We start from the raw sequence: 7,256 nt of genomic DNA on the forward strand, positions 1-7,256 counted from the left end.
CCCGGCGCTCCTCGACCCCGACCTGCTGACGTACCGGCATGCTGTTTCTCGCCCTCGCGGTCGCCTGTAGCCTCTCGATCGCCGTCCTGCTCAAGGTGGCCGAGCGGCGCGACCTCGACCGGACCGCGCTCCTGACGGCCAACTACGCGGCCGCCGCGGCGCTCGCGCTCGGCCTCCAGGGCGCCGCCCCGCCCGCGGCGCTGACGGCCGGGCTGGTTGGGCTCGGCGTGGTGCAGGGCGTGCTCTTTATCGCCGGGTTCTGGTTGTTCTCGCGGGCCATCCGCGACGCCGGCATGGGGCTCGCGGCGGGCGTCATGCGGCTGTCGGTCGTCGTCCCGTTTGTCGCGTCGTGGCTCGTGTGGGGCGAGGTGCCCCGCCCGCTCCAGCTCGTCGGGCTCGCGCTCTCGGGCGGGGCGTTCTTCCTCGTCGCCCGCCCCGCCGCCGAGCCGCCGGGAAAACTCGGCCCGCCCGCCCCGCCCGACGCGGACACTGGCCGCCCCGCCCCGCCCGCAGAGCGGATGGGGGCCGTCGCCGTGCTCGGTCTCCTGTTCGCGGCGGGCGGGGTGGTCGACGTCAACATGAAGCTGTTCCAGGAGTCGTTCGCCGGGCGCGTCGCGCCGGCCACGTTCCTGCTGTTCGTGTTCGGCGTGGCCTTCGCCGTCGGGCTCTCGGTCGTCGTGTGGACCGGCGTGCGGGCGGGGCGGTGGCCGCGCGGCGAGGTCCTGGGCTGGGGCGCCGTCTTGGGCATCGTGAACTACGGGTCGGCCGAGTTCCTGCTCCGCGCGCTCGACCAGCTGCCGGGGCCGGTCGCGTTCCCGGCCAACAGCGTGGCGATCGTGTTCGGGGCCGCCCTCATCGGCCGGTTCCTGTGGCACGAGCGGCTGTCGGCGGCCAACGTGGCCGGCATCGCCCTCGCCGGCGTGGCCCTCGTCCTGCTCGCGGGCTAGGGCGGGGTGGAGGAGAAGGGGCGGGGATGAGAAGAGGCGGGGGCGTGCTTCCTCCGTTCCTCTTCTCCTCGCCCCGCCCCGCCCGCGCGAACCCGGCCGCCGCGCCCTTCGTACGCCGCGCCATGCCCACCGACCCCGCCGCCCCGCCCGCCCGCCGCCGCCTCGCCGGGTTTGTGCTGGGCCTCGTGATCGCGGCGCTCGTCGCCGTCGTCGTGGCCCTCGGCGTCGCGCTCGGGCGGGGCGGGGGGATCGACGAGGAAGAGGTCGAGTCGGCCATGCTGTCGACGCTCCAGTCCGAGGCGTCCGAGGAGTTCCTGGTCACCGGCCGGCTCACGTCGAGCCTGTCGGGGTCAAGCGCGCGGCGGTGGAGGGTCCGCCTGCTCGACATCGAGACCGGGCGGGCCGAGGTCGGCATCCGCGTGCCGGCGACGATGACGTACGGGTTCTCGCTGACCGACCTCCGGCCCGGCGACATCGACTTCCAGGAGGGCGGGGTGGTCGAGGTCCGGCTCCCGCCGCTCTCCGTGTTCTCAGTCGAGCCCGAACTCGAGGAGGCCAGCGTCGACATCGACCTGAGCGGGCAGGCCCGGCTCACGCCGTCGCTCACCGAGCGGACGCTTGAGCAGACGCTCCGGCGCGTCCGCCCCGCCCTCCGCGAGCAGGCCGAGGGCCACCTGCAGACGTCGGACCAGCCGGCGCTGAACACGGCCCGGACGCTCTCGCGCATGCTCTCGACGCCGCTCGAAGCGGCCGGCGTCGACGTCGCCGGCGTCCGCTTCCGGTTCGTCGTCGCGCCGGGCGACACGCTCGACGTGTCCGGCGAAGGCCAGCGGCGGGCGGTGCCCGCCGAGACGCGATGAGGTGGCCGTGGTCCCGCCGCGCCGGCTCGCGGCCCGCCCGTGAGGTGCCGGCTTACGTCGACACGCCCGGCGGCATCGTCGCCGCCGACGGCACGCGGTTCCACACGACCGAGCCGCTCCTGCGCGAGTACGCGGGCGGGGTGATCGACGCCGTCGGCCTCGACGTGCTCGTGCGGCGGACGGGCGTGTGGCTGCGGTCGCCGCAGACGCTGGCCGTGTGGGTGCTCCCGGCGCTGCTCGCCGTCGTGCCGTGGTGGTTCGCGCTCTCGCTCGCGCTCGCCCTCTACGCCTCGTGGACCGTCGCGGCCCCGGGCCTCGTCTTTCCTGGGCTCGCGCGCGCGGCGGCCGTGCTGGAGCACCCCGTCGTGCAGGGGCTCGTCTACGTGGGCGCCCTCAGCGCGTTCGCCGCCGCGGGCCACTTTGCCGCCGTGTGGACCGGCGTAGCCGGGTTCGTCGCGCTCCGGCTGGGGCTCGTGGGCGCCGCTGTCCGCCCCGCCCTCGCCGGCGTCGTGGACGCGCTCTACCCGCTGCCGCCGGCCGACCAGACGCTCCGCGCGTTCATCATCCGCGAGGGGCTCCGCCGCGGCGTGACGCTGCCGGGCATCGGCGAGGTCGAGCGCCGGGTCCGCAACTTCTGGGGCCGCGGGGAAGACTAACGGCCGGCGGCGCGGGCGGGGTGGCGCGAAGCGGCGTCTCGAAGCGGCCCGGGCGCCGCCCCGCCCGCGGCTGTCTTCGCCCCCGCTTCGCTGCGTGCGGGGGCGGGGCGGGGTAACTTCGCCCCTCGCCCTGCCCACGGCGCGTTCCGGGGAGACATCCCGGCCCGGCGCGGGCATACACCTTTTGTATCCCACAGGGACCCCTATGGCAGACGACGCCTCCAGCGCCAACGCGGCGCCCATGTACGAGTTGATGTACGTCATCAACCCGGTCCTCAACGAGGAGCAGACGAAGGACATCGTCCAGCGCGTGACGGCCTACCTCTCCGACAACGGCGCCGTCGTGGCCGGCGTCGACGAGCGCGGGAGCCAGCGGCTGGCGTACCCCATCGAGAAAAAGCGGAACGGCTACTACGTCGTCGTCTACTTCCGCCTCGCCGACGGCACCGCGCTCCCCAAGGTCGACCGCGCGCTCCGGATCAACGACGACATCATGCGCCACCTCGTGCTCCGCTACGACGCGAAGATGGAGCGGTACTACAACGAGCAGAAGGGCGGCGCCGTGGCCGCCGCCGCCTAGCCCCCTACCGACATGGCAGACGACCAGACGAACGCCGCCGACGGCGCCCCCGCGACCGACGGCAACCCCGCGCAGGACCCCGCGACCGGCGGCGCCCCCGCCGTCGAGACCACGCAGCTCCCCGAGACCGAGGTGAGCACGGCCCTCGAGGGCGCCTCCGTGCCGACCTCGGCCGAGGAGCCCACGGCCGTCGAGCAGGCGGCCCAGCAGATGGGCGCCGAGCCGGCGCCGCGCGCCGTCTCGCCCGAGGTGGCCGCCCGCCTCGTGGCCGCCTCGAACCCCGACGACCTCCAGCGCATCGCCGCGCCGGGCTCCGAGGGGACCAAGATGGTGTGCCCGTTCAAGTCCGCCGGGATCGAGTACATCGACTACAAGGACACCGAGACCCTCAAGCGCTACGTGAACGAGCAGGGCAAGCTGCTCCCGCGCCGCATGACCGGCGTCTCGGCCAAGTTCCAGCGCCAGCTCACGACGGCCGTCAAGCGCGCCCGCATCGTCGCGCTGCTCCCGTTCGCCGCCGACAACGTCAAGTAGCGGCGGGCGGGGCGGCCGACGAAACGCGCCGCCCCGCCCCCGCCAGCCTCCCCACCCCATGAAAGTCATCCTCACGGAGGACCACGACACGCTCGGCATCAAGGGCGACCTCGTGGACGTCAAGCCCGGCTACGGCCAGAACTTCCTCATCCCGCGCCAGCTCGCCGTCGTCGCCACCAAGAGCGCGACGAAGCGGTACGCCGAGGAGCGCCGCCAGTCGGCCCACAAGGTCGAGGCCCAGCGCGAGCAGGCCGAGAAGCTGGCCCAGCGCCTCGACGGCACCGAGATCGTCATCCCCGTCCAGACGGGCGAGGACAACCGGATCTTCGGGACGATCACGACCCAGCAGGTCGTCGACGAGCTGAAGGAGCAGGGGTTCGACATCGACCGCCGCAAGGTGACGCTGTCGGAGGACCCCCGCGTGACCGGCGTCTACCCGGCGACGGTCCGGCTCCACCAGGACGTCTCGGCCAAGGTCACGGTCAACGTCGTCGCCAACCAGGACTCGCTCTAGCGCGTCCTCGGCGTAGTCCAGCGCGGGGCGCCTCTCCGGGGGCGCCCCGCGCTGCGTAAGGCACGGCCCGCGCCGCGCGTTCGTTGAGGGGCCACCCCGCCCCGGCGGACAGCCCGTCTCTGCGCCCCCCGTTTCCCCTCCCGCTATGCGCGCCCTCCTGACCGCCTGCGCCCTCGCGCTCGTCACCCTCGCCGCGCCGGCCAGCGCGCAGGGCCGGCTCGGCGCCCCCGTCCGCACGCAGGACGTGGTCGACTGGAGCGTCCGCGTGCAGCAGGCCGAGCGGGGCGGGGAGGCCCGCGTCGTGCTCGATGCCGAGATCGAGCCCGGCTGGCGGCTCTACGCCGTCGACTCGCCGGTCGGGCGGCCGCTCGCCGTCACCGTCGGCGCGCTGCCGGCGGGCGTCGAGGCCGCCCCGCTCCGCCAGGCCCGCCCGCAGGAGGGGTACGACGAGGCGTTCGGGAGCGACTACACGTACTTCGCCGGGCGCGGCCGGATTGTGCAGCCGCTCCGCCTGAGCGCGACCGCCGCGCGCGGTCGGCACGAGGTCCGCGGCGCGGTGCTCTACGCCGTCTGTGACGACTCGATCTGCCTGCCGCCGGCGCGCGCCGCGTTCCGCGTGCCGCTCCAGGTCCGGTAGCGACGCGCGGGCGGGGCGGCTAGCGGGCGCTGCCCCGGACCTCGGCCGTGCCGACGGCGCTGTCGGAGCGCAGGACGAACCGCCACGGGCCCGGGGCGGGGCGGAGCGCACGGTGCCGGGCGGCCGTGTCGCCGCGTGTGACCGCCCCGCCCCAGACCTCGGCGCCGTCAGGGTCGAGGAGCGCCCACGCGGTCCGGCCGCGCACGACGGCGAGGCTCAGGACGACGTCCAGCGTGTCCGCCCCGCCCGGCACGCTGAGCGTGTCGGTGAGGAGCGGGCGGCGGGAGAGGACCGCGCGGTCGATCTCGTAGCGGGCGGGGAGGTCGGGCGGTCCGCACCCGGCGACGACGAGGGCGGCGAGCGCGAGGGCGGGGCGGAGGATCGGCACCGGGCAGAGGCAGGGGGCCGGCGTCGGACGCCGGGCGGGGCGGCGCCGGTCCCGCTCTGGGCTGGGACCTCGGCGGCGGCGGCGGCGTAGCCCGCGCCCCCGAATCCCCCCGCCCCGCCCGTGCCTGCCGCCCCGCTCGACGTCCTTGCCCTCGCCGCCCACCCCGACGACGTCGAGCTCTGCGCCGGCGGCACGATGTGCGTGCTCGCCGATCAGGGCTACCGGACCGGCATCGTCGACTTTACGCGCGGCGAGCTGGGCACGCGGGGGACGCCCGAGGAGCGGGACGCCGAGGCCGCCGCCTCCGCCGAGATCCTGGGCCTCGCCGCCCGCGACAACCTGGGCCTCCCCGACGGCGACATCCAGAACACGCGCGAGAACCAGCTCCGCGTGATCCGGGCCGTCCGCCGGTACCGCCCGCACGTCGTGCTGACCACGGCCGAGACCGTCCGCCACCCCGACCACGGCGACGCCACGCGCCTCAGCGTCGACGCCCTGTTCTACTCCGGCCTCGCCAAGATCGAGACGACAGACGACGACGGCGCCCCGCAGGAGCCGTGGCGCCCGCACCACGTCCTCCACTACATGCAGGCGCTCGACTTCGAGCCCACGTTCGTCGTCGACGTGTCGGACGTGTGGGAGCGGCGGATGGAGGCGCTGCTCGCGTTCAGGAGCCAGTTCTACCAGCCCGGCGGCGAGGGCGCGGACGACGGGCCGCAGACCTACATCTCGAACCCCGGCTTCCTGGAGTGGGTCGAGGCCCGGGCGCGCGTTTACGGCTACCGCATCGGGGCGACCTACGGCGAGCCGCTCCTCTACCGCCACGGCCCGGTCGGCGTGACGGACCTCATGGCGACCCTGGGCCGCGAGCGCCCGTTCCGGTAGGACCGCCCCGCCCGCCCCGCCCGAGTTGAGCGGGGCGGGAGAGGACGTGGCGGAGCGCGGGCGGGGCGGCACCGCCCGCGCCGGCCCGCGTTCCACGCCCGATGCCGACGCTCCCCCCGCACGCCGCCCTCGCCGCCGCCCTCCGCGCGCGGCTCGCCGCCCCGCTCCCCGGGCACGCCGCGCACGCCGAGATGGCCCCGTTCCCGGCCCGCGCGACGGCCGAGACGCTTTCGACCGAGCGCAACGAGGGCCGCCCCGCCGCCACGCTCGTCCTGCTCTACCCCGGCGCGGGCGGGGCGGCGTCGGTCGTGCTCACGGTGCGCCAGGCGTCGCTGTCGTCGCACGGCGGGCAGGTGTCGCTCCCGGGCGGCTCGCTCGACGCCGGCGAGACGCCGGAGGACGCCGCCCGCCGTGAGGCGTGGGAGGAGGTCGGCGTCGACCCCGCCGCGCCCGATGTGCTCGGGCGGCTCACGCCGCTCTACATCCCGCCCTCGCGGTTTTCCGTCTGGCCCGTCGTCGCGTCGGTCGACGCGCGGCCGCCGTTCCGGGCGCACGAGGCCGAGGTCGCCGCGCTCGTCGAGGCGCCGGTGGCCGCGTTCCTCGACCCGACGCTCCGGCGTCGGTCGCGGCGGGACGCCCCGCTCGGGACGTTCGAGGTCCCGTTCTTCGATGTCGGCGGCCTCGAAGTGTGGGGGGCGACGGCCATGATGATGGCCGAGTTTGCGGCCGTCGTCCGCGAGGCAATCGAGGCGTGAGCCGCCCCGCCCCGCCCCGCCCCGCTCTCGCCGCGCGGGCGGGGTGGGGCTACGCGTCGAGGTACCGCCCGGCGAAGTGGGCCGGCGTTAGGACGGGGACGCCGCCGTGCGCGGCGGGGAAGTCGCGCGTGTTGCCGGTGACGACGCAATCGGCCCGGCCGTCGACGGCGAGCTCGAGGAAGCGGTCGTCGTCGGGGTCGGCGCAGACGGCCAGCCGCGTGGTGACGGCGACGAGCTCGGCGGCGTCCGTGATCTGAAGGGTGAACAGCTCCCGCCCCTCAGGGCGGAGGTAGCGGTCGAACTTCTTCCTCTGGATAAACCGGGACGAGAACTCAGCGAGCGTCTTCGTCGAGGCGAGGAGCCGCCCATGATCGATGATCCAATCGACCACGCGGGGGGGTACTCGGCTGGATGAGACCGGCGCTGATGAGGACGTTGGTGTCGACGACGCAGCGCGGGCGGCTACTCATCGTCGTCGAAGTCCCCCCGCAGCAGCGCCT

At 75.3% G+C, this 7,256-nt stretch carries 11 protein-coding genes; 9 read left to right on the forward strand and 2 right to left on the reverse strand.

Annotation, left to right across the window (positions count from 1 at the left end; translation table 11 throughout):
* The first annotated feature begins 38 nt into the window (after positions 1-38).
* The 7 genes from RM540_RS03385 to RM540_RS03415 all read left to right on the forward strand — a co-directional run bounded on the left by RM540_RS03385 (position 39) and on the right by RM540_RS03415 (position 4,728).
* Positions 39-947 (forward strand): hypothetical protein, encoded by a 909-nt coding sequence (locus RM540_RS03385; RefSeq protein WP_311662113.1) that lies wholly within the window; start codon positions 39-41, stop codon positions 945-947.
* A gap of 122 nt (positions 948-1,069) precedes the next feature.
* Entirely contained in the window at positions 1,070-1,807 is a 738-nt protein-coding gene (locus tag RM540_RS03390; RefSeq protein WP_311662114.1) for a DUF4230 domain-containing protein, read from the forward strand.
* A gap of 44 nt (positions 1,808-1,851) precedes the next feature.
* Complete coding sequence (locus RM540_RS03395) at positions 1,852-2,463, forward strand: hypothetical protein (RefSeq protein ID WP_311662115.1); 612 nt, start codon at positions 1,852-1,854, stop codon at positions 2,461-2,463.
* A gap of 205 nt (positions 2,464-2,668) precedes the next feature.
* Positions 2,669-3,043: a 30S ribosomal protein S6 gene (gene rpsF / locus RM540_RS03400; RefSeq protein WP_311662116.1), complete on the forward strand. Its 375-nt coding sequence runs from the start codon at positions 2,669-2,671 to the stop codon at positions 3,041-3,043.
* A 12-nt stretch (positions 3,044-3,055) separates the two neighbouring features.
* Entirely contained in the window at positions 3,056-3,577 is a 522-nt protein-coding gene (gene rpsR / locus RM540_RS16475; RefSeq protein WP_409945681.1) for a 30S ribosomal protein S18, read from the forward strand.
* Between the two features lie 58 nt (positions 3,578-3,635).
* Positions 3,636-4,091 (forward strand): 50S ribosomal protein L9, encoded by a 456-nt coding sequence (gene rplI / locus RM540_RS03410; protein WP_311662117.1) that lies wholly within the window; start codon positions 3,636-3,638, stop codon positions 4,089-4,091.
* A gap of 145 nt (positions 4,092-4,236) precedes the next feature.
* A complete protein-coding gene (locus tag RM540_RS03415; RefSeq protein WP_311662118.1) occupies positions 4,237-4,728 on the forward strand; it encodes a protein-disulfide reductase DsbD domain-containing protein in 492 nt (163 codons plus the stop codon).
* A 19-nt stretch (positions 4,729-4,747) separates the two neighbouring features.
* Here the strand turns inward: RM540_RS03415 and RM540_RS03420 are convergent, their stop codons facing one another.
* Positions 4,748-5,116, reverse strand: a complete 369-nt coding sequence (locus tag RM540_RS03420; RefSeq protein ID WP_311662119.1) for a hypothetical protein — start codon at positions 5,114-5,116, stop codon at positions 4,748-4,750.
* Positions 5,117-5,236: 120 nt separating this feature from the next.
* On the opposite strand from RM540_RS03420, the gene bshB1 reads away from it, so the two are divergent.
* Both bshB1 and RM540_RS03430 read left to right on the forward strand, forming a co-directional pair.
* On the forward strand, positions 5,237-6,001 hold the full coding sequence (gene bshB1, locus RM540_RS03425) for a bacillithiol biosynthesis deacetylase BshB1 (RefSeq protein WP_311662120.1): 765 nt from the start codon (positions 5,237-5,239) through the stop codon (positions 5,999-6,001).
* Between the two features lie 101 nt (positions 6,002-6,102).
* Positions 6,103-6,756, forward strand: coding sequence for an NUDIX hydrolase (locus tag RM540_RS03430; RefSeq protein WP_311662121.1), 654 nt, complete (start codon positions 6,103-6,105; stop codon positions 6,754-6,756).
* 49 nt (positions 6,757-6,805) lie between these two features.
* Here the strand turns inward: RM540_RS03430 and RM540_RS03435 are convergent, their stop codons facing one another.
* A complete protein-coding gene (locus RM540_RS03435) occupies positions 6,806-7,147 on the reverse strand; it encodes a putative toxin-antitoxin system toxin component, PIN family (protein WP_311662122.1) in 342 nt (113 codons plus the stop codon).
* Positions 7,148-7,256 lie beyond the last annotated feature (109 nt).

The organism is Rubrivirga litoralis, from assembly GCF_031846415.1.
In the GTDB taxonomy this organism is placed as follows: domain Bacteria; phylum Bacteroidota; class Rhodothermia; order Rhodothermales; family Rubricoccaceae; genus Rubrivirga; species Rubrivirga litoralis.

What these genes read in the sequence shown, in the direction of transcription:
- RM540_RS03385 (WP_311662113.1), top strand. Translation starts at nt 39, where the DNA reads ATGCTGTTTCTCGCCCTCGCGGTCGCCTGTAGCCTCTCGATCGCCGTC.
- RM540_RS03390 (WP_311662114.1), top strand. Translation starts at nt 1,070, where the DNA reads ATGCCCACCGACCCCGCCGCCCCGCCCGCCCGCCGCCGCCTCGCCGGG.
- rpsF (WP_311662116.1), top strand. Translation starts at nt 2,669, where the DNA reads ATGGCAGACGACGCCTCCAGCGCCAACGCGGCGCCCATGTACGAGTTG.
- rpsR (WP_409945681.1), top strand. Translation starts at nt 3,056, where the DNA reads ATGGCAGACGACCAGACGAACGCCGCCGACGGCGCCCCCGCGACCGAC.
- rplI (WP_311662117.1), top strand. Translation starts at nt 3,636, where the DNA reads ATGAAAGTCATCCTCACGGAGGACCACGACACGCTCGGCATCAAGGGC.
- RM540_RS03415 (WP_311662118.1), top strand. Translation starts at nt 4,237, where the DNA reads ATGCGCGCCCTCCTGACCGCCTGCGCCCTCGCGCTCGTCACCCTCGCC.
- RM540_RS03430 (WP_311662121.1), top strand. Translation starts at nt 6,103, where the DNA reads ATGCCGACGCTCCCCCCGCACGCCGCCCTCGCCGCCGCCCTCCGCGCG.